This is a genomic window from Lentzea pudingi, from assembly GCF_014646255.1.
In the GTDB taxonomy this organism is placed as follows: domain Bacteria; phylum Actinomycetota; class Actinomycetes; order Mycobacteriales; family Pseudonocardiaceae; genus Lentzea; species Lentzea pudingi.
Window position 1 is genome coordinate 297,750 of the sequence record NZ_BMNC01000007.1, and the last position, 20,976, is coordinate 318,725.

At 68.6% G+C, this 20,976-nt stretch carries 17 protein-coding genes; 12 read left to right on the plus strand and 5 right to left on the minus strand.

Going from position 1 to position 20,976, the window contains the following annotated elements; all coding sequences use genetic code 11:
• Positions 1-110 precede the first annotated feature (110 nt).
• Positions 111-1,190, plus strand: coding sequence for a beta-propeller fold lactonase family protein (locus IEY88_RS26305; RefSeq protein WP_189157503.1), 1,080 nt, complete (start codon positions 111-113; stop codon positions 1,188-1,190).
• Here IEY88_RS26305 and IEY88_RS26310 read toward each other — a convergent pair.
• Complete coding sequence (locus IEY88_RS26310; RefSeq protein WP_229693782.1) at positions 1,121-3,199, minus strand: MMPL family transporter; 2,079 nt, start codon at positions 3,197-3,199, stop codon at positions 1,121-1,123. The genes IEY88_RS26305 and IEY88_RS26310 overlap by 70 nt on opposite strands.
• 158 nt (positions 3,200-3,357) lie before the next feature.
• On the opposite strand from IEY88_RS26310, the gene IEY88_RS26315 reads away from it, so the two are divergent.
• Both IEY88_RS26315 and IEY88_RS26320 read left to right on the plus strand, forming a co-directional pair.
• Positions 3,358-4,074 carry a TetR/AcrR family transcriptional regulator gene (locus tag IEY88_RS26315; protein ID WP_189157505.1) on the plus strand — a complete coding sequence of 239 codons (717 nt, stop codon included), beginning with the start codon at positions 3,358-3,360 and terminating at the stop codon, positions 4,072-4,074.
• Between the two features lie 36 nt (positions 4,075-4,110).
• Positions 4,111-4,815: a hypothetical protein gene (locus IEY88_RS26320; protein ID WP_189157506.1), complete on the plus strand. Its 705-nt coding sequence runs from the start codon at positions 4,111-4,113 to the stop codon at positions 4,813-4,815.
• A gap of 21 nt (positions 4,816-4,836) precedes the next feature.
• Here the strand turns inward: IEY88_RS26320 and leuS are convergent, their stop codons facing one another.
• Positions 4,837-7,614, minus strand: a complete 2,778-nt coding sequence (gene leuS, locus IEY88_RS26325; protein ID WP_189157507.1) for a leucine--tRNA ligase — start codon at positions 7,612-7,614, stop codon at positions 4,837-4,839.
• Between the two features lie 250 nt (positions 7,615-7,864).
• On the opposite strand from leuS, the gene IEY88_RS26330 reads away from it, so the two are divergent.
• Together IEY88_RS26330 and IEY88_RS26335 are read left to right on the plus strand one after the other, a co-directional pair.
• The gene (locus tag IEY88_RS26330) at positions 7,865-8,269 is read left to right on the plus strand and encodes an SdpI family protein (RefSeq protein WP_229693768.1); all 405 of its coding nucleotides are present in this window, start codon (positions 7,865-7,867) and stop codon (positions 8,267-8,269) included.
• 126 nt (positions 8,270-8,395) lie between these two features.
• The gene (locus IEY88_RS26335; protein ID WP_189157509.1) at positions 8,396-9,604 is read left to right on the plus strand and encodes an RNA-guided endonuclease InsQ/TnpB family protein; all 1,209 of its coding nucleotides are present in this window, start codon (positions 8,396-8,398) and stop codon (positions 9,602-9,604) included.
• Position 9,605: 1 nt separating this feature from the next.
• On the opposite strand, the gene IEY88_RS26340 is transcribed toward IEY88_RS26335, so the two are convergent.
• Positions 9,606-10,184 (minus strand): YqgE/AlgH family protein, encoded by a 579-nt coding sequence (locus tag IEY88_RS26340; RefSeq protein ID WP_189157510.1) that lies wholly within the window; start codon positions 10,182-10,184, stop codon positions 9,606-9,608.
• Between the two features lie 238 nt (positions 10,185-10,422).
• On the opposite strand from IEY88_RS26340, the gene IEY88_RS26345 reads away from it, so the two are divergent.
• Positions 10,423-11,763, plus strand: coding sequence for an MFS transporter (locus IEY88_RS26345; protein WP_229693770.1), 1,341 nt, complete (start codon positions 10,423-10,425; stop codon positions 11,761-11,763).
• Here the strand turns inward: IEY88_RS26345 and IEY88_RS26350 are convergent.
• Complete coding sequence (locus IEY88_RS26350; RefSeq protein WP_189157511.1) at positions 11,692-11,961, minus strand: LuxR C-terminal-related transcriptional regulator; 270 nt, start codon at positions 11,959-11,961, stop codon at positions 11,692-11,694. The two genes, IEY88_RS26345 and IEY88_RS26350, sit on opposite strands and share 72 nt — an antisense overlap.
• Before the next feature lie 81 nt (positions 11,962-12,042).
• Positions 12,043-13,479, minus strand: coding sequence for a CCA tRNA nucleotidyltransferase (locus IEY88_RS26355; protein ID WP_189157512.1), 1,437 nt, complete (start codon positions 13,477-13,479; stop codon positions 12,043-12,045).
• Between the two features lie 42 nt (positions 13,480-13,521).
• Here IEY88_RS26355 and IEY88_RS26360 point away from each other — a divergent pair, with 42 nt between their 5' ends.
• The 6 genes from IEY88_RS26360 (at position 13,522) to IEY88_RS26385 (ending at position 20,951) form a co-directional block, all read left to right on the plus strand.
• Positions 13,522-14,037, plus strand: a complete 516-nt coding sequence (locus IEY88_RS26360; protein WP_189157513.1) for an NUDIX hydrolase — start codon at positions 13,522-13,524, stop codon at positions 14,035-14,037.
• Positions 14,034-16,331 carry a DUF6049 family protein gene (locus IEY88_RS26365; protein ID WP_189157514.1) on the plus strand — a complete coding sequence of 766 codons (2,298 nt, stop codon included), beginning with the start codon at positions 14,034-14,036 and terminating at the stop codon, positions 16,329-16,331. The genes IEY88_RS26360 and IEY88_RS26365 overlap by 4 nt, the downstream gene beginning before the upstream one ends.
• Positions 16,328-17,965, plus strand: a complete 1,638-nt coding sequence (gene murJ / locus IEY88_RS26370; RefSeq protein ID WP_229693771.1) for a murein biosynthesis integral membrane protein MurJ — start codon at positions 16,328-16,330, stop codon at positions 17,963-17,965. Before IEY88_RS26365 ends, murJ begins: the two co-directional genes overlap by 4 nt.
• A 31-nt stretch (positions 17,966-17,996) precedes the next feature.
• Positions 17,997-19,523, plus strand: a complete 1,527-nt coding sequence (locus tag IEY88_RS26375; protein ID WP_373294187.1) for a protein kinase family protein — start codon at positions 17,997-17,999, stop codon at positions 19,521-19,523.
• 67 nt (positions 19,524-19,590) lie between these two features.
• Positions 19,591-20,208 (plus strand): RNA polymerase sigma factor SigM, encoded by a 618-nt coding sequence (sigM, locus tag IEY88_RS26380; protein ID WP_089927514.1) that lies wholly within the window; start codon positions 19,591-19,593, stop codon positions 20,206-20,208.
• Positions 20,205-20,951: an RsmA family anti-sigma factor gene (locus tag IEY88_RS26385; RefSeq protein ID WP_229693772.1), complete on the plus strand. Its 747-nt coding sequence runs from the start codon at positions 20,205-20,207 to the stop codon at positions 20,949-20,951. The genes sigM and IEY88_RS26385 overlap by 4 nt, the downstream gene beginning before the upstream one ends.
• Positions 20,952-20,976: the final 25 nt, after the last annotated feature.

Sequence of the window (20,976 nt, forward strand, 5' to 3'; positions counted from 1 at the left end):
GGTCCGCACCGCCGTCGCGGACCACGGCAGTACTACATCCAGGCATAGATTTCCCTCGGTCGAGTGACTGAAGTGGATCGAAGCCACCCGGAAGTGTTCCCATCGGCCGTATGGCAAAGCCACGCCTCGTGGCCGCGGTTCTAGCGCTCTCAGCGGCCTTCGCGGCGATGGGTGTTCACCAAGGGCACGAGTACACGACCACTTCTTCCGCATCGGTGGCACCGCTTGCGTACGTGGTGGGCAAGACCGGTCTCGTCCAGGTCGTGGACACCCGCAACGGTGCCGTTCTGGTGCAGGCCGACACCGGGGGCCGCGCGACGGGTGTCGCGGTGTCGCCCGACGGGCGGCGGCTCTACGTGGTCAACGGGTGGACCGGCGCGATCACCGTCGTCGACCCCCAGAGCGGTGCGATCGTCGACCGGCTCTTCACGCAGGTCCAGCTCTCGCACGCGGTGATGCGCCCGGACGGCCAGCGGCTCTACGTCTCGGCCAGCGGCGGCGTCGCGGTGGTGGACCCGGAGAACTTCCAGATGGTCGCGGTGATCAAGGCGGGCGGGCAGCCGCAGGGCCTCGCCGCCCACCCGGACAACAAGATCCTCTACGTCGCGAACTCCCAGGACGGCACGGTCGGCCTGGTCGACACCGCGACGGCGTTCCAGACCTCGACGGTGCAGGTCGGCGGGCTGCCGCAGCACGTGGCGATCTCACCGGACGGCAAGCGCCTGTACGTGAGCAGCATGCGCCTCGGCCAGACGACGCCCGGCACGTTGTCGGTGATCGACACGACCACGAACCAGGTCGTCGGCGCGGTGGAGGTCGGCAGGGGAGCGGGCAGCATCGCCGTCACGCCGGACGGCCGCACGGCCTACGTGACGCTGCCGAAGGAACGTTCCGTCGCGGTCGTCGACACGGCGTCCATGACGGTGCGCGAACGTTTGCCCATCGACTCGCCGAGCGTCGCCATCGCGCCGGGTGACACGAGGGTCTTCCTCGCCACCGGCGCGACGACGACGGTCCTGGACAGCACGAACGCGGTGCTCACCACGTACCGGATGAAGACGGGTGAGCTGGAGGCGAGGCCGCGCCTGTTCGACGCGGCCCTGATCGCCTTCCCTCCCGGTCAGCCGACCGGAACGGGCCTGCGGACCTCGTCGTCGAAGTCGTCGAGGTCGTCCACCGGCTCGTCGTGAAGGGCCAGGCGTTCCTGGATCTTCTTGAGCGGGCCGGGTGACCACCACGCGGCGTTGCCGAGCAGCTTCATGACCGCGGGCACGAGCAGCATCCGGACCACGGTGGCGTCGAGCGCCAGCGCGAGGATCATGCCGACGCCGACGAACCGCATCATCGCCACCTGCGAGAACGCGAACGCACCGGTCACCACGATCAGCAGCAACGCAGCCGAGGTGATCACGCGGCCGGTCTTCGCGAGGCCGGTGGTCACCGCCTCCTCGGTCGTCGCACCCTGGCCGCGGGCCTCGACCATCCTGCTGAGGAGGAAGACCTCGTAGTCCGTCGACAGCCCGAACACGATGGCCGCCATCAGCACGACGATGCCGGACTCGAGCGGCCCCGGCGTGACGCCGAGCCAGTCTGCGCCGTGGCCGTCCTGGAAGATCCACACCAGCACGCCGAACGTGGCGGACAGCGACAGCGCGCTCATCAGCACGGCCTTGATCGGCAGCACGACCGAGCCGAACGCCAGGAACATCAGGATCAGCGTCGCGCCGACCAGCAGCGTGACCATCAGCGGCAGACCGTCGGCGATGGCGTCGAGCGAGTCGCTGACCGTCGCGGTGTTGCCGCCGACCAGCACCTCGGCCCCGTTCGGCGGAGCGATCGCGCGGACGTCCTTGAGCGCCTGCTTCGACTCCTCGCTCAGGGCGTCGCCGTCGAGACCGGCGGACGCGGCCGTGACGCCGTTGCCCGAGCCCGTCGGCTGGACCTCGCCGACACCGGGGACGTCCTTGACCTTGCCCAGGTAGGCCTGGACCGCGGCCTCGTCACCACCCTTGACGACGATCTTGAAGCCGGTATTGGAGAGCGCCGAGAAGTTCTGGTTGATGTTCTCGGTCGCGACGCGCACGGCGTTGCCCTCGGGCAGCACCTTCTCCGTCACCTGGCCGAACTGCACGCCGAGGAACGGCGAGCCGAGCGCGAGGAGCACACCGACGATCGGCACGGCGATGAGCACGGGCCGCTTCATGACCTTGCCGCTGAGCTTGCGCCAGCCGCGTTCGCTGGGCTCCTTCTTGCGCCACGGCATCGCGAGCTTGTCGACCCGGTGGCCGAGCACGCCGAGCAACGCGGGAAGCAGCGTGACCGAGACCAGCGCCGCGATCGCGACCGAGGCCACGCCGCCGTAGGCGAGGGACTTCAGGAAGCCGTGCGGGAAGAGCAGCAACCCGGCCAGTGCGATGACCAGCAGCGTCGCGCTGAACACCACAGTGCGGCCTGCACTTGCCACCGTGCGGCCGACGGCCTGTTCGACCGTACGGCCTCGAGCGATCTCTTCGCGGAACCGGCCGACCATGAACAGGCCGTAGTCGATCGCCATGCCCAGGCCGAGCAGCGAGGCGACGTTGACCGCGAACGAGTTGACCTCAGTGAAGATGGCGACGGCGTGCAGCACGCCGAGCGCACCCATGATCGCGAGCCCACCGACGACAACGGGGAGGCTGGCGGCGACCAGGCCGCCGAAGATGATCACGAGCAACAGCAGGACCAGCGGCAGCGAGAACATCTCCGCGCGCGTCAGGTCCTCCTGGGACATGTCGTTGATGGCCTTCTGGGTGGGCACGAGCCCGCCGACCTGCTCGGTGAAGCCGTCGATCTTCAGCTGGGGCTGGATGTCCTGGAACTGCTTGATCTGCTCGTTCGAGTCACCACTGCTCAGCGTGATGGCGACGAGAGCCTGCTGCTTGTCGTCCGACGGCACCGGTCCGACGGCCTTGAGCACGTCGTCCTTGGGAAAGCCGCTGACGTGGTCGACGACCTTCTTGAGCTCCACCGGGTTGGCGAAATCGCCGCGATAAATGACGATCACGTCACCGTTCTGCCGCCCGAACGCCTCCTCGGCTACTTTGTCGGCCCGCGCAGCCTCACTGGAAGGAGCCTCGTAACCACCCTGGCTGAGCTTGTCGAACACGCCGATGCCCCACACACCGCCGACGACCGCGAGCAGTACGGTCGCGATCAACACCACCCACCGGCGGCGATATGCGATAGATCCCCACTTCGCGAACATCGACGACCGGCCTCCTGGGTTACCGTGCTGTAAATCCCGTGAACTCTTGTAAACACCGTTCACTGAAACCGTACGGGTCAGCGGACGGGGTCTACAACCCGATGGAGTGACATATGACCGAGGCCACTCGCCGAGAACGACTCCGCGCCGAGACCGAGCGTGAGATTCGGCAAGCGGCCCGCACTCTTTTGGTGGAGAGCGGCCGCGACGCGGTTACCCTGCGTGCGATCGCACGCAAACTAGGCATCACCGCGCCGGCCCTGTACCGCTACTACGACTCGCACGACGCGCTGCTGCGCCAACTCTGCGACGACATCTGCGCCGACATGGCGGCTGCCCTGCACACGGACCTGGCCGCGGACACGTCAGGCCAGGTGGGGTGCAAGGTTCGCGCCGTGTGCCACGCCTTCCGCCGTTGGGCGCTGGCCCACCCGCAGGAGTTCGCGCTGGTGTTCGCCTCGCCGCGCGACCCGTTGGGCGCCGACCAGTTCGGCTCGGTGTTCCTGCAGTTGGCTGGGCCGCTGATCGCGTCCAACGAGGACGCACACCACGTAGAGGAGGAAGTGCCCTCCGTGCTGCACGAGGACCTGGTGAGGTTCCAGCAGGTGCTGCGGGACGCGGTGGCGGAGCACGGCGTGACGCTCGCGGACGAGGTCCTCAACCTGGGCAAGATCTACCACGTGGTGCAGTCGTGGGTGCGGCTGTACGGGCACGTGGCGCTGGAGGTGTTCGGGCGGTTCCCGTTCGCGGTGAGTAACCCGGAGCCGATGTTCGACAGCATGCTGGACCAGATGTTGTCGGACATCGGGTTCGCGCAGGTCGAGCAGTGATGTAGCGCCGAGCGGACGTTCGACGACATACGACCCGTGGCAGCCACCGATCTCCCTGACACCGTCGAAGAACCGGAGCCGTCGAGCGGCCCGGGCCAGGCCGTCCTCGACCTGCTGGACAAGGCGATCGGACTGCAGGCGCCGCTGGTGCGCAAGAACATCGCCCGAGCTCGTCAGCGCAACCCGGAGTCGACGCCCGCCGAGGTCATCGGCACGCTGGAGAAGATGTACGTCAGCGCTCTGACCGGCACGGGAGCCGCAGTCGGAGGAGCGGCGGCCGCGCCCGGCGTCGGAACCGGGGTCGCACTGGCGCTGTCGGCAGGCGAGGCGTTGTCCTCGCTCGAACTGAGCGCCCTGTACGTTCTCTCGCTCGCCGAGGTCCACGGGATCCCGCTCGACGAGATCGAACGCCGCCGCACCCTCGTCCTGGGAATCCTGCTCGGCGAGTCCAGCTCCAAGACGATCGGCAAGATCGCCGAGCGCACCGGCCAGCACTGGGCCCGTCAGCTCGTCAACGCGGTGCCCGTGACCACCTTGAGGCAGATCAACAAGGTCCTGGGCAGGAACTTCATCACCAAGTACGGCACCAGGCAGGGGATCATCGTCCTCGGCCGGGCGGTCCCGTTCGGCATCGGCGCGCTGATCGGCGGTGGCGCCAACGCGGCCATGGCCACCTTCGCCGTCCGGGCAGCCCGGCGCGCTTTCGGCCCGGCCCCGGAGGAGTGGCCGGCGCAGCCGTAGCCGCGCCGGCTCCTCTCGTCCCTACAGAACGATGTTCACCAGACGACCCGGCACCACGATCACCTTGCGCGGCTCGCCACCGGCGACCAGTTCGGCGATCTTCTCCTCGGCCAGTGCCGCGGCCTTGATCTCGTCCTGCGCCGCGGACGCCGAGACGACGACCCGCGAGCGGACCTTGCCGTTGACCTGGATCGGGTACTCGACGGTGTCCTCGACCAGGTACTGCTCGTCGGCCGTGGGGAACGGGCCGTGTGCCAGCGAGCCGTCGTTGCCCAGCTTCGACCACAGCTCCTCGGCCACGTGCGGGGCCTGCGGGGCCAGCATCAGCACCATGGCCTCGGCCAGCGCGCGGGGCGTGCCGGACGAGTAGTGCTTGGTGACGAAGTTGTTCAGCTCGATCAGCTTCGCGCCCGCCGTGTTGTAGCGCAGGTTGGCGTAGTCGTCGTGGACGCCGGCGATCGTCTTGTGCAGCAGCCGCAACGCTTCCACCGAAGGCTCGTCGGAGGTGACGCGCAGCGAGCCGTCGGTCTCGTCGACCAGGTTGCGCCACAGGCGCTGCATGAACCGTTGCGCGCCAACGACGTCCTTGGTCGCCCACGGCCGTGACACGTCCATCGGGCCCATGGACATCTCGTAGAACCGGAAGGTGTCGGCGCCGTACTTCTCGCACATCTCGTCCGGCGTGACGACGTTCTTCAGGCTCTTGCCCATCTTCCCGTACTCACGGCGGACTTCCTCGCCGTTGTACGTGTACTTGCCGTCCTGCTCGACTACCTCGTCGGCCGGGACGTAGACGCCGCGCGGGTCGACGTAGGCGTACGCCTGGATGTAGCCCTGGTTGAACAGGCGGCGGTACGGCTCGTCGCCGGACAGGTGGCCCAGGTCGAACAGGACCTTCTGCCAGAAGCGCGAGTACAGCAGGTGCAGGACCGCGTGCTCGACGCCGCCGATGTACAGGTCGACGCCGCCGGGGTCGGTCGCGCCGTGCTCGGCCGTGCGCGGGCCCAGCCAGTACTTCTCGTTCTCCGGGTCGACGAACCGCTCGGTCTCGACCGGGTCGACGTAGCGCAGCTGGTACCAGCACGAACCCGCCCAGTTCGGCATGGTGTTCGTGTCGCGGCGGTACGTCTTCAGGCCGTCGCCCAGGTCCAGCTCGACGGTGGTCCACTCGGTCGCGCGCGACAGCGGCGGCGACGGCTCGGTGTTCGCGTCCTCCGGGTCGAAGGTGCGCGGCGAGTAGTCGTCGACCTCGGGCAGCTCGATCGGCAGCATCGACTCGGGCAGCGCGATGGCGGTGCCGGCCTCGTCGTAGACGACCGGGAACGGCTCGCCCCAGTAGCGCTGGCGGCTGAACAGCCAGTCGCGCAGCTTGAACTGGACGGTGCCGTGACCGTGGCCGTTCTCCTCCAGCCAGCCGATCATGGTCTTCTTGGCTTCGTCGATCGCCATGCCGTCCAAGAAGCCACTGTTCACCGCCGGGCCGTCGCCGGTGTAGGCCTCGCCCTCGAAGCCTTCCGAGGGCTGGACGGTGCGGATGATGGGCAGGTCGAACTTCTTCGCGAAGTCCCAGTCGCGCTGGTCCTGGCCGGGCACGGCCATGATCGCGCCCGTGCCGTAGCCCATCAGCACGTAGTCGGCGATGTAGACCGGGATGTCCTTGCCGTTCACCGGGTTCGTGGCGTACGCCCCGATGAAGACGCCGGTCTTCTCCTTGTTCTCCTGACGGTCCAGTTCGGACTTCAGGGACGCTGCGCGCCGGTACGCGGCGATGTCTGCCACGCGATCGGACGTCGCAATCTGGTCCACCAGCTCGTGTTCCGGTGCCAGGACCATGTAGGTCGCGCCGAACAGCGTGTCCGGACGGGTCGTGAAGACCTCAATGTTCTCGCTTCCCACCGCAAATCGGACTCGGGCACCGTGCGAGCGCCCGATCCAGTTGCGCTGCATGGCTTTGACCTTGTCCGGCCAGTCCAGCCTGTCCAGGTCGTCGATCAGCCGGTCCGAGTACGCGGTGATGCGCATCATCCACTGGCGCAGGCTTTTCCTGAACACCGGGAAGTTGCCACGCTCACTGCGACCGTCCGCGGTGACCTCTTCGTTCGCCAAGACAGTACCCAGTCCGGGACACCAGTTGACGGGCGCCTCCGACATGTAGGCCAGGCGGAAATCGCCCAAGATCCTTTGCTGGTCGGCAAAAGACAGCTCAGACCACGTGCGGCCGCCCTCGACGTCGCGCTCGCCAGACTCGAACTGCGAGATCAGCTCGGCGATCGGACGAGCCTTGCCGGCGTCGGCGTCGTACCAGGAGTTGAAGATCTGCAAGAAGATCCACTGGGTCCACTTGTAGTACTCGGGGTCGATCGTCGAGATGCGACGGCGCTCGTCGTGACCCAGCCCCAGCCGGCGGATCTGGCGCAGATAGGTGTTGATGTTGTCTTCGGTGGTCTTGCGCGGGTGCTGACCCGTCTGCACCGCGTACTGCTCCGCGGGCAGGCCGAACGCGTCGAAACCCATGGTGTGCAGCACGTTGCGGCCGTTCATGCGGTGGTACCGCGCGAAGACGTCCGTGCCGATGAAGCCCAGCGGGTGGCCGACGTGCAGGCCGGCGCCGCTCGGGTACGGGAACATGTCCTGCACGAACAGCTTGTCCGCGGGCACGTCACCCTTGAGCGCGCCAACGGGGTTGGGCGCGTGGTAGGTGCCGTGGTTCTCCCAGTACCGCTGCCACCGCTCCTCGATCTGGTTCGCCAGCTCGGCGGTGTAGCGGTAGGCGGGAATCTCCGCCGCGTCCGTGCTCATTTCAAGGTCCCTCTCACGTCTGTTCCTGCCCCTGACATGACGAAACCCCCCAGCCCATACGGGCATGGAGGGTGGCCGCGCCGACCGTCTCTCGAAGAGGTCGTCGCGGCTAGATAAGGAGCAGGCGGGCCGTGCTCATGTCCTCAACGGTATCAGCGCAGCGCAAGCACGATGAACCGGGCGGTGGCCTGCGGCACATCAGACCGGGGTGAGCGTGAGGCCGGCGGCGGTCCGGTCTTACCCTCATGGGGTGAACATCGTGCTGTCGGTCGTCCTGGGTGTGCTCGGCGTCGCTCTCGGCGCGGTCGGTCTGCTGGGTCTGCAGGGCAAGCTGCGCCGCAACCGCTTCGTCGGCGTGCGCACGGCCGCCGCCCTGCGGGACGAGGAGACGTTCGCGCTGGCCAACCGGGTCGCGGGTGTGCCGAACGTGGCCGCCGGCGTCGTGGCCGTGGTGTCCGGCGCGATGGCGTTCGTGATGGCCGACCTGGCGGTGACCGCCGGGGTCATCGGGCTGATCGGCGCGCTCACGATCGCCCTCGCGGGTGGCGTGATGGGCAGCCGGGCGGCCGCGCTGGTGCCGGAGCCGGTCAAGCCGAAGGGCTGTGGCGGGTGCGCATGCGGTGGTGGCGGCTGCTCGCCTCTCGCGGGGCTCTAGGACTTCTCGCAAGGCCGATCACTGGGTGGTCCGGCCTTTTCGTGCCCACGTTTCACGTGAATCAAGACCGCTGACCCGGCTCACAAGCCCCCTTTGGATCGCTCAGACGTCAGTACGCTGTCCACCGTGCGAACAGCGTACAAATGCCGGGCTTACCCCTCTGCTGAACAGGCTGCGGTACTGAACCGTACGTTCGGGTGCGTACGTCTGGTGTGGAACATGACGTTGGGACAGCGCAGGCAACGTTTCCTGACCAAGGGCATTCGCACGTCGTACCGAGAGACAGACAATGCGTTGACCGAGTGGAAACGGACCGAAGGACTCGCGTTCCTGTCCGAGGTGTCGTCAGTGCCCCTGCAGCAGACGCTGCGCCACCAGCACACTGCGTTCCAGAACTTCTTCGCTCAACGTGCCCAATACCCGAGGTTCAAGTCTCGGATGGGTCGGCAGAGTGCGCACTACACGCGCTCCGCGTTCCGAATGCGCGACGGCTTGCTGACGCTCGCTAAAAATGCAACGCCGCTGAAGTTCGTGTGGTCGTTCAACGACATCGACGTCGTCGAACTGGATCCGACGATGGTCGTGATCTCCCGCGATCCAGATGGACGCTGGTACGCAACCTTCGCCGTGGACACGGACGCACCGGTCTCCGCTGAGCCGACCGGGCGCTCCATCGGCGTAGACCTGGGCTTGTCGGACTTCCTCGTGACCAGTGACGGCGAGCGGATCGCCAACCCACGACATCTTGCGGTCAAAGCCCGAAACATTGCCCGCTACCAGCGCCGAATGGCTCGCTGCCAGCGGGGAAGCAGTAATCGACGCAAAGCGAAAGCCAAAGTCGCGCGTGCTCATCGCAAGGTCCGCAACGCTCGTCAAGACTTCCTGCACCGCTCTACCACTCGGCTGGTGCGTTCAGCCGACGTTATCGTGATCGAGGACCTGAACATCCGGGGAATGGTCCGCAACCGCCACCTCGCCCGCGCGATTTCCGACGTGAGCTGGGGCGAGTTTCGCCGTCAACTCGAATACAAGTGTTCCCGGACCGGGCGCGCGCTGGTCGTGATCGACCGCTGGTTTCCGTCCAGCAAGCTCTGCTCCACCTGCGGCCACCGACTGACACAGCTCTCGCTGTCGTCTCGGCATTGGACGTGTCCGAGTTGCCGCACCCGGCACGACCGGGACATCAACGCGGCGAAGAACATCCTTGCGGCTGGTCAAGCCGTAGCCCGAGGCGACTCGGGCGATGCCTGCGGAGCTGATGTCAGACGGAAGGGTTCGCCCCTACCGCAATCGGCAGCGAAACAGGAAGCCCGAGTTGTGGGTGAAGTCAAGTGAATCAGTTGTCCTTGGGGTCGTTCGGATAGGTCGACAGCAGCGCCAGCGGCATGCCCTGCCGGCGCAGCACCCTGCCCCACAGGTCGGCCTTCGCGCCGACCAGCACGTCGTCGGCCAGTCCGGTCACGACGAACCAGTCGCCGCGGTCGATCTCGCCCTGCAACTGGCCCTCGCCCCAGCCCGCGTAGCCCGCGAACACCCTCAGGCCGCGCACCAGCGGCATCAGGTCGTCCGGTTCCGCGTCGAGGTCGACCAGGGCGACCGGGCCCTGCACGCCGACCAGACCCTCCACGGCGGACGGGTCGGTGCCCGCCTTCAACGCTGCCAGGCACAGCGCCGTCTTCTGCTCGACCGGGCCGCCGATGTAGATGCACTGCGGCTTCGTGACGTGTGAGCCCCATGGCGGCAGCACGTCGTGCACCGCCACCTCGGAGGGGCGGTTCAGCACGACGCCGAGGGTCCCCTCTGGACGTTGGTCGATGATGTAGACGACGGTGCGCTTGAAGTTCGGGTCGTTCAGGCTCGGAGCAGCTACCAAGAGGGAACCTGGCTCGACTTCGACTTCGTCATCGGGACGCACGTCACCATGAAATCACCCGTGATCGCCGGAACAACTCAGGCCCGCGTCCCGTTAGACTGAGGTGTCGGATGTCTTTGTGTCCCCCGGGCTCAACAGACAACCGCCCTTGCGGAATACCGTTCGGCTGGAACCGCTTGGTGCACCGCGCCGTGAGGCGACCTGGCATCCGGCACCAGGGGAGCCGGACCGCGAGGTCCGGCTTTCGTGGTTTTCACCGCCACGCGCTTAGAGTGCAACGGTGACAACGCTTGCGGTGGAGAAGCACCACTGGGGATCACGCCGGTTCCTCGGCATCCCCGCCTACCGCAGACTTCTCGCCACCCGCCTCGCGTCGCAGTGGGGTGACGGGCTCTTCCAGGCCGGGCTCGCCGGGGCCGTGCTGTTCAACCCCGAGCGCCAGGCCGATCCGGCGGCGATCGCGGCCGGGTTCGCGGTGCTGCTGCTGCCGTACTCGCTGATCGGGCCATTCACCGGCGCTCTGCTCGACCGGTGGGACCGCAAGCGGGTCATCGTCGTCGCGAACCTGCTGCGCGCCGCGTTCGTGCTGCTCACCGCGCTCGCCGTGGGCGCTGGGCTGAGCGGGCTGCCCCTCTACGTCTCCGCGCTCGTCGTCATGGGCATCGGCCGGTTCGTCGGGTCCGGGCTTTCGGCGTCACTGCCGCACGTCGTCGACGAGGACCACCTGGTCGAGGCGAACGCGCTGGCCACGACGGCCGGCGCGGTCATGGCCGTGATCGGTGCGGCCAGTGCGATCGGGTTCCGCACACTGCTCGGCGCCGGGGACGGCGGTTCGGCGTGGACCACCAGCATCGCCGTGGTCGGGCTGCTGCTCAGCGCGTTCATCGCCAGCCGGTTCAAGGCGGGCGTGCTCGGGCCGGACGAGGTCGACGAGCCGAACCACGCCATCACGGCCGTTGCCCGTGGCCTGGTCGACGGCGCGAGGGCCACCTGGCGCACGCCGAGCGTGACGGCCGGGCTGGCCGCGTTGCTCGCGCACCGGGCCGCGTTCGGCATCAGCCTGATGATCACGCTGCTGCTGATGCGCTACAGCCTGGAGGACGTCGGCATCCTCAAGGCCGGCATCGGCGGGCTCGGCGAGGTCGCGGTCGCGGGCGGCGCCGGTGTGCTGCTCGCCGGCGTCCTGACCGACCGGATCGTCGACAGGTTCGGCACCAAGCGCACGATCTGCGGTGCGTTGCTGCTGACCGCCGCGGCCCAGGTCGGACTCGGGCTGCCGATGACGCTGCCGACCATCCTGCTGGCCAGCTTCGTGATCATCTTCGCCGGTCAGATCGTCAAGCTCTGCGTGGACACCGCCGTGCAGCAAGACGTCGGTGACGAGGTGCGCGGGCGCGTGTTCGCCCTCTACGACACCCTCTTCAACATCGCGCAGGTCACGGCGGTGTCCATCACCGCGATGGTCGTCCCGCTGAACGGGCGCTCGCACGCGCTCATCCTCGTCGCCGCGAGCCTCTACCTGGTCGGACTCGGCGCCTACCTGTTCCTGTCAGCGCGGGAACGGCAGGTGCAGCATCCCGGCCTCGTGCGCGAAGACGACGGCAGCCACCCGATCGGGTAGATCCAGCCTTCGCAGGATGTCGGCCACCTCGTCGGCCACCCGTTGCAGCGCGAAGCCGAGCACACGCGCGATCTCGTGGTCGGCGTGACCACGCGCGAGACACCTCAGCACGGCCCGTTGGTCATCGGTCAGCACGTCCAGGTCCCGTACGGCAGGAACTGCGGAAAGCCCCCACACGATCATCTGCACCACCCCCATGCGCCCCCCTGGCGCACTTCACATGGTGCACCCCGGCGCTGACATTTCGCTCACACCGGGATTCCATTCACTCACAATGAGTCACCGGGCAGGCGGGGTGATCCCTTGTTCACGCGCCCAGTCGAGCAACGCGGCCTCGGCCTCGTCGCGGTCCAGCGGTCCGCGGTCGAGCCTGAGCTCCTTGAGGAACTTCCACGCGGCACCGACCTCGCGGCCCGGCGCCAGGCCGAGCAGCTTCATGATCTCGTTGCCGTCGAGGTCCGGACGCACGCGCGCGAGGTCTTCCTCGGCCTCGATGCGCGCGATGCGTTCTTCGAGAGAGTCGTAGGTCCGGCGCAGCAGGCTCGCCTTGCGCTTGTTCCGGGTCGTGCAGTCCGCACGGACGAGCTTGTGCAGCCGCGTCAGCAGGTCACCGGCATCCGTCACGTACCGGCGCACGGCCGAGTCGGTCCACTCGCCGTTGCCGTACCCGTGGAAGCGGAGGTGCAGGTAGACGAGCTTGGCGACGTCCTCGGTGATCTCCTTCGAGTACCGCAACGCCCGCAAGCGCTTGCGGACCATCTTCGCGCCCACGACCTCGTGGTGGTGGAACGAGACGCCGCCGCCGGACTCGAACTTCCGGGTCGCCGGCTTGCCGATGTCGTGCAGGAGCGCGGCGATCCTCAGCACCAGATCGGGTGACTGATCAACTTCTTCAAGATCAATTGCCTGTTCCAGCACAACCAGCGAGTGGTCGAAGACGTCCTTGTGCTGATGATGTTCGTCGATCTCCAGCTTCATGGCCGTGAGCTCGGGCAGCACGACGTCGGCCAGCCCGGTCTCCACCATGAGCTCGATGCCGCGGCGGGGGTGAGCCCCGCACAGGAGCTTCGAGAGCTCCACCTGCACGCGCTCCGGCGTGATGCGGGCGAGTTCGCCTGCCATCGACCGCATCGCCTCGACCACCCGGGGCGCGGCGGTGAAGCCGAGCTGCGAGACGAACCGGGCCGCGCGCAGCATGCGCAGCGGGTCGTCGCCGAACGACTCCTGAGGCGTCGCGGGGGTGTCCAGCACGCCTTCACGCGCCGCCTGCAGACCACCGGTCGGGTCGACGAACTGCGAGGCGGCGATGTCGAACGCCATGGCGTTGACCGTGAAGTCACGCCGGACCAGGTCGCCGTCGATGGAGTCACCGAAGGTCACCTCGGGGTTGCGGGTCACGCCGTCGTAGACGTCCGCGCGGAAGGTCGTGATCTCGATGATCTCGCCCTTCTTCGACGCGCCGACCGTCCCGAAGGCGATGCCGGTGTCCCACTGCGCGTCGGCCCAGCCGCTCAGCAGCTTCTGGATCTCCGCTGGTCGCGCGTCCGTGGTGAAGTCGAAGTCGTTCGTCGGGCGCACCAGCACGGCGTCGCGCACACTTCCACCCACGAGGTAGAGGCGCTTGCCCTCGGCTGCGAACCGAGCGGCGAGCTCAGCGACGACTGGTGTGATGGTGGGCTTTTCCACCACCGCATTCTGCTGGAGCGATCGAGACACGAGAAACCAGCGTACTCAAGGTTCGTAAGTACGATCGGCCGTATGCCGCCGTCAGCCGCACGTTCCGGGAGTCCCAAGCCGGGGCGCCGGAAGCGACGCCGGGGCCGCAGGCTCGAGACCGTCGACGAGACGTCGGCCGGTGGCCTGGTGCTCGACGCAGAGCAACGGGCTGCGGTGATCGGCAGACTTGACCGCCGAGGCCGGTTGCTGTGGTCTTTGCCCAAGGGTCACATCGAGGCCGGCGAGACCGCGGAACAGACCGCGGTGCGCGAGGTCGCCGAGGAGACCGGTATTCATAGCAGGGTGCTGCGCCCGTTGGGGTCGATCGACTACTGGTTCGTCGCGGACGACCGCCGGGTGCACAAGACGGTTCACCACTTCCTCCTCGAAGCGACGGGGGGAGAGCTTTCCGACGAAGACGTGGAGGTCACCGAGGTGGCGTGGGTGCCACTCGGCGAGCTGGACGAGCGACTCGCGTATGCCGACGAGCGCCGACTGGTCCGCCGAGCCGCCGAACTGCTCTCCGACCGCTGCCGGAACGGGGCGGAGTCGGCGTGAGCCTGAGGAAGTTCGTCTGCACAGCCGCCGTCACCGCGTTCGTGGTGCTGGCCGCGCCGCCCGCCGGCGCCCAGCAGTCACAACCGGACGAGATCGACGCGCTGCCGTTCATGCCCGCTCCCGCCACGCAGGTGTGGGCGACCAGATCTCTCTCCGCCCAGCCCGGCACGGCGCAGCCGCAGTTCCTGCGGCTCGACATCGACCAGCTCACGCCCCGGTTCGTCACGAGCGACTCCCCGGGGACCGTCAAGATCACCGGCAAGATCGCGAACGTCGGCGACCGCAAGGTGTTCGACATCGTGCTGCGCCTGGAGCGCGGTGTGCCGCTCGCCACCGAGGACGAGCTGCGCAAGTCGTTGCGGGAGCCGGCGGCGGCCGAGGCCGTGCAGCCGAAGTTCACGCCGGTCACCGGTGAGCTCGAGCCCGGCCAGCAGAAGGACTTCACGCTGGAGGTGCCGCTGCGCGGTACCGAGCCGACGTCGCTCGAGATCGAGCAGCCGGGCATCTACCCGATCCTCGCGAACGTCAACGGCAGGCCGGACTACGGCGGCCAGGCGCGTCTCGCGGCGCTGTCGACGCTGCTCCCGGTGCTGGGCGTGCCCGGCGGCGAGACCAAGGGCAAGCCGGGCGACGGCGCGAAGCTGACGGTGCTGTGGCCGATCGCGGACCGCCCCCGGCTCGTCCGGCTCGGCGGCGAGGGCCAGTCGGAGCTGATCGACGACGAGCTCGCGGCGTCGCTCTCGGTCAACGGCCGGCTGTACGGCCTGTTGCAGGCCTACGAGCAGGCGGTCCCGTCGATGAGCACGGCCATGTGCCTCGCCATCGACCCGGACCTGCTGCGCACCGTGCAGGCGATGAGCACCGGCTACCGGCTGCGGGGCGGCGCCGAGGGCAAGGGCAGGATCGAGGCGAAGCTCTGGCTCGACCGCCTCAAGCTCGCGGTCACCGGCCGGTGCGTCGTCGCGCTGCCGTACGCCGACGCCGACCTCGTGGCGCTGAACAGGGCGAAGCTCTCCACCATGCGCACGCTCGCGGTGACGGACGGACCCAAGCTCATCCAGGACGTCCTGTCCGTGCGGCCGCTGCCCGACCTGGTGTGGCCCGAGGACGGCGTGCTCGACCAGCCGACGTTCGACGAGCTGGTCACCCCGCAGCCGGACAAGGGCTATCCCGGCGCGAAGTCGCTGCTGCTCGACCCGAAAGGACTCGCCGACGCGCCGGGCACCGCGCCCGTCGGGGTCGGCGGCAAGACCCCGGTCACCGCCGTGAAGATCGACTCGATGGTCTCGGACGCGCTGCAGGGCAGCGAGTCGCGGCCGCGCACGTTGTCCGGCGTGACCACGCCGGTCGAGAGCCAGCCGGTGTCCGTGCAGAACGCGCTGGCGGTGCTGGTGTTCCGCGCCGGCTGGCAGGGCGACGGCCGCAACGTGCTGGTCGCGCCGCCGCGCCGCTGGCACGCACCGGTCTCGGAGATGACGGAGTTCCTGACCACCGCCCGGAAGCTGCTGGCCGGCAACTACGCGTCCCAGACGGGGCTCGAGGAGCTCACCGGCACCACCCCCGCGGTGACGAACGCCAAGATCGCCTACCCGCCGGAGGCCGGTGCGCGGGAGATCTCGGCGCTCATCTCGGACTCGGTGACGAACCAGAGCGTCGAGCTCAACGGCCTGGTCGCGGCCATGCAGCAGGAGGACAGCGCGCACGCGTCGCCCGGCGACCTGGCCGACCCGCTGTGGCTCGGGCTGCTGCGGGTGATGTCCGGTGCGTGGCGGGGCAACGAGGAGGGCGCCCGGTCCGCGGCCGAGGTGAGCCAGGGCGAGCTCAACGCCCTGACCGGCATGGTCGGCGTGACGCAGCCGAACAGCCCGATCCTGCTCGGCTCCGGTGACAGCCCGATCCCGGTCACGATCACGAACAAGCTCGACGTCCGCGTGACGGTCCGGATCACCCTCGCCGACACCCCGGGGATCCGGAAGCTCGACCTCGCCGACCAGGTGCTCCCCGCCCGCGGCGAGCGCGTCGTGCGGGTGCCCGTCGAGGTGCTGAGGTCCGGCCGGTTCCCGGTCAGCGTCCGGCTGACCACTCCCGAGGGCGTCGCTCTGGGTGACACTGTCAAGCTGGAGGTGTCGTCGTCCGCCTACGGCACCATCACGGTGATCATCACCGTGATCGCCGCGATCGCGCTGGTCCTGCTCTCCGGACGGCGCATCTACAAGCGGGTCCGTGCTCGCAACGGCGAGAACGGCGGCGCACCGTCCATCGAGAACGTCACACCGGAGAAGTCGAGCGCGTGAGCGAGACAGCCACGACCACCCAGCCAGAGCAGCAGCAAGGACCGTCGGTCGCCAGGGCCAGCGGATCGATGGCGATCGCGACGATCGTCAGCCGCGCCACGGGTCTGCTCTCGAAGGTGCTGCTGGTCGCGGCACTCGGCATCGGCACCCTCAACGACTCGTACCAGGCCGCCTCGACGCTGCCGACCATGATCAACGAGCTGCTGCTCGGCGGCATCCTGACCAGTGTGGCCATCCCGCTGCTGGTCAGGGCCGAGAAGGAGGACGGCGACGGCGGTGAGTCGTACGCCCAATGGCTGATCAGCATGGGCACGGCCATCCTCGGCGTCGGCACGGTCATAGCGGTCGCCAGCGCACCGCTGCTCACCTCGCTGTTCATCGCCGACTCGCCGAACGCGAACCGCGACCTGGTCACGGCGTTCGCCTACCTGGTGCTGCCCGGCATCGTGTTCTACGGCCTGACCGCGCTGCTCAGCGCGGTGCTCAACGCGCGGCACGTGTTCGGCCTGCCCACCTGGGCGCCGGTGCTGAACAACCTCGTCGTGATCGTCGTTCTCGGCGTCTACTGGATGCTCCCCGGCGACATCACGCTCAACCCGGTCTCCATGACCGACTCCCACGTCCTGGTGCTCGGCCTCGGCACCGCGCTCGGCGTCGCCGTGCAGGCGTCGGTGCTGATCCCGGCGCTGCTCAAGACCGGCTTCCGGTTCAAGTGGCGGTTCGGCTGGGACGCGCGGCTGGCCGAGTTCGGCGGTCTCGCGTTCTGGGTGCTGCTCTACGTCGGCCTCGGGTTCGCGAGCCTGACCGTGCTGACCAAGGTCGCCACCCACGGCAACGGCGCGCTGGCCGCGTTCAACTTCCAGTGGCTGATCGCCCAGGTGCCCTACGGCGTGCTCGGTGTCTCGCTGCTGACCGCCCTAATGCCGAAGATGAGCCGGGCCGCGGCGAACAACGACAACGACGCGATCGTGCGCGACCTGCTGTTCGGCAACCGCATGTCCTCGATCCTGCTCATGCCGTTCAGCGTCCTGATGACGGTGTCCGGTGTGGCCATCGGTCTCGCCGCGTTCGGGTTCGGCAAGTCGGGCGTGGAGGGCGGCACCGCGGTCGGCCTGGCGCTCGCGCTGTCGGCGTTCGGCCTGGTGCCGTACGCGATCACGCTGCTGCAGATCCGGGTCTTCTACGCGATGAAGGACGCGCGCACGCCCACGTTGATCCAGGCGCTGATCGTGGCCGTCCGGATCGCCCTGCTGTACTTCTTCCTCGCCGTGGCGGAACCCGAGCAGCTCGCCGTCGGCGTGTCGCTCGCGATGTCGCTGAGCTTCGTCTTCGGCGCGGTCGTCGGTCAGGTGTGGCTGCGGGTCCGGCTCGGCCGCCTGCGCACCGGCTTCACGATCTGGACCGTCTGCCTCACCGTGGTGGCGTCCGCGCTGGCGTTCGCCGTCGCCAAGGGGGTGAACGCGCTGCTCCTGGACCTGATCGGGTTCTCCGGCCCGGTCGTGGCCGCCTGGTTCGAGACCATCCTGGTGACGCTGATCGGCCTGCCGCTCGCGTTCGGCCTTTTGGCGGCGTTCCGGGTGCCCGAGATGAAGCCGGCGATCGCCAAGATCAACCGTTTGGTGCGGCGAAGGTGACTCCAGTCCGTGAGCGCCTTCCCGTAGCCTGGTGTCCGTGAGTAGCGGAGTTCACGCCGCCCTGAATCCCGGCGGCGTCATCGGCAATGGCCGCTACCGGCTGCTCGCGAAATCCGGTGCGGACGCCAGGTCCAACGCGGAGTTGTGGCGCGCGAGAGACGGTCAGCTCAACCGGGACGTGGCGCTGACGGTCCTGCTGGGCAACCTCGCGGACAACGAGGCGGCCGCCCGTGCCCGCCGGACGGTCGAACGCGCGATGCACGCGTCGTCGTTCACGCACCCCGGTGTGTCGCGGGTGATCGACGTGCTGACGCCCGGCACCGGCATCCGTCCCGACGAGGGCATCCTCGGCATCGTCATCGCCGAGTGGACCCAGGGCACCGACCTGGTCGACCTGATCGCGGAGGGCCCGCTGCCGGCGGGTGCCGCGACCCGCCTGCTCGAACCGCTCGGCGCCGCCATCGAGGGCGCGCACCACGCCGGCCTCGTGCTGGGCGCCGACCACCCGCAGCGCATCCGGGTCACCTCGGACGGCCGCCTGCGCCTCGCGTTCCCCGGTCCGCGGCCGGACGCGATCGCGCGCGACGACGTCAAGGGCCTCGGCGCGATCCTGTACCTGCTGCTCACCGGCCGGTGGGCGCTGCCGGGCGGTCCCCAGGGCGTGCCGGTCGCGCCGACGGGGCCGGACGGGTCCGTGGTCGCACCGAACGCGTTGCACCCGTACCTGCCGCACGACCTGTCGTCCGTCGCGGTGCGTTCGCTGGAGGACACGTCGGTGGGCGGCATCCGCACGTCCGCGGCGATCCTGCAGGTCCTCGACCAGATCGCGGCGGAGGAAGCGCAGACGGCGCTGATCCCGGCCGTGGCGTCACCCCGTGATGACGACGACGACCAGGTCGTGTGGACGACCCAGCGGCCGCGCCAGGACAAGCAGCAGAAGAAGAAGCTGTGGATCAGCGTCGGCGTGCTCGCCCTGGCCACGCTGACCGTGATCATCTGGCTGAGCGTGCAGATCGTCGGGTTCTTCAGCGACGAGCCGTCCAAGGGCGGCGGCCCGACCGTGGTGATCAACCAGCCGGGGTCGAACGGCCAGACCGCGCCTCCGCCCGCGGCGGCCGGTCCGGTGCAGCCGGGTCAGATCGGCGTCTACGACGTGACGAACCAGCCCGACAACGCAAACCAGGCGAGCCGGGCGGTCGACAACAACGCGGGCACGTTCTGGCGGACCGACAACTACTTCCAGCAGTTCCCGACGCTGAAGCCGGGCATCGGGCTGATGGCGTCGTTCGCGGAACCGGTGAAGCTGGCCTCGGTCACGATCACCTCGCCCAGCAAGGGCACGCACGTCGAGATCCGGGTGGCGTCCGCGCTCGACTCGCCGATCGAGGAGACCAAGGTCGTCGGCGTCGCGGACCTGTCCGACGGGCAGACCCAGATCCAGCTGAACGACCACGAACCGACCGGTCACGTGCTGATCTGGATCACGCAGCTGACGAGCTCCGGCGGTGGCAAGAACCAGACGGAGATCCGAGAGGTCCTGTACACGCGAGCCCAGTAGAACTACGCGTGCACTCTGGGTAGACCTGTCCGGGTGATCTGTGATCACCCTCGCTAAAGTGCGTCCCGTGACCGCCGCAGCCAGCTCGGACGCCGATCTCATCTCGGCCCACGCCGCAGGTGACCCCTACGCGTTCTCGGAGCTGGTCAAACGGCACCGCGACCGGATGTGGGCGGTGGCGTTGCGCACGCTGCGTGATCCGGAAGAGGCCGCGGACGCGCTGCAGGAGGCGTTCATCTCGGCCTTCCGGGCGGCGTCGTCGTTCCGCGCGGAGTCACAGGTCACCACCTGGCTTCACCGGATCGTGGTGAACGCGTGCCTCGACCGGATGAGACGCAGACAGACAAGACCGACAGTGCCGCTGCCCGAGGCCGGTCCCGGCGAACCCGTCGCTCCCCGTGACGCGATGAGCGACCGCGAGACCAGCCTGATGGTGCAGCAGGCGTTGATGGAGCTGCCGGAGGAGCAGCGGGCGCCCATCGTGCTCGTCGACGTCGAGGGGTATTCGGTCGCCGAAACGGCGAAGCTCCTCGGCATCGCGGAGGGCACGGTCAAGAGCCGGTGCGCGCGTGGGCGCGCCAAGCTCGCCAAAGTTCTCGGGCACCTCAGGAACCGAATCGCAGATGCGAACGTCCCAGCTGACGGTGTGAATGTGCAAGAGCAACGTCAGTGGGAGGGCCGATGACCGGCATGGAGCGCGTGCCGATGGGTCCGCCGTGGTCTGTTGACCTCATCGCGGACCTGCACGCGGGCGTGCTGCCCCCTGAGGTCGCCGCACAGCTGCGCCCGAGGGTCGAGGCGGACCCCGACGCCAGGGAGGTCCTGCAGGCGCTCGACGCGACGCTGGTGGACCTCCGGTCGTTGCCGTCGGTCCCGATGCCCGACCACGTGGCCGCCCGGATCGACGCCGCGCTGGCCGCGGAGGCCCGTCCGGGCATCGCGCCGGTCGTGTCGCTGAACGACGCCCGCAAGCGCCGCAACCGCCGGCTCGGCATGGGCGGGGCCGGCGTGCTGGTCGCCGCCGCGGCCGCGTTCGGCATCGTGCTGGCCGTGTCACCGGGTGCGCAGCAGCCGCCCGCGAACGAGGCCGCACCCGCACCGACCACGTCGTCCACCAGCGCGAACGCCGCCCCTCCGCTCGCGTTGTCGGAGGCCGAGCTCGGCTCCGCCGTCGGTGAGGTGCTCAAGGCGCAGAACTACGGCCCGCTCGAAACGCCCGACCGGCTGTCCGGCTGTCTGAAGGGCGGCGGCATCACGAGCTCGGGCAACCCGCTCGGCATCAGCCCGATCAACCTCGACGGCAAGAACGCGGTCATGGCGATCCTGCCCGCCGGTCTCGGCCAGTTCCGGCTGGTGGTGCTGGACCCGGCGACCTGCGGACCGGACAAGCCCGAAGGCGTGCTGGCCGACACCACGATCAAGAGGTAGTCGCGGAAGTCACGGAATTAGCTGC